The sequence below is a fragment of the Microbacterium sp. ZXX196 genome, assembly GCF_009709595.1.
GTDB classification, from domain to species: Bacteria; Actinomycetota; Actinomycetes; order Actinomycetales; family Microbacteriaceae; genus Microbacterium; species Microbacterium excoecariae.
On the sequence record NZ_WMEE01000074.1, the window covers coordinates 1 to 292 of the forward strand.

Below are 292 nucleotides of genomic sequence, written 5' to 3' on the forward strand. Positions count from 1 at the left end.
GTCCTGATACACATCTTTCTACGTGTGTAGTTTATCGATAGGTTTCGCATCATGAAAAGTGATAAACAACCAACATGATGCTAGTTTGATTAAGTTTCTTCTAAACAGACTTCAAACGGCAGTGTTTAGCATATCCTATTAAGGTTGAATCGCGTTAACAGCACATAGGAAATGCTGTTAGGCGATGCAGAGTGCGATTAGGCAGCTACTGCGAAATTATTGTTTGATTTGCCAGTTATTATAAACTGTGTGTGTTGATGACGAAGACAACCCTCCGACACGCTTAATGAGC

General features: G+C 39.7%; 1 other RNA gene. It reads right to left on the reverse strand.

What is annotated here, in order from left to right:
* Positions 1-8 precede the first annotated feature (8 nt).
* Positions 9-292: a transfer-messenger RNA gene (ssrA, locus tag GJQ66_RS12320) on the reverse strand.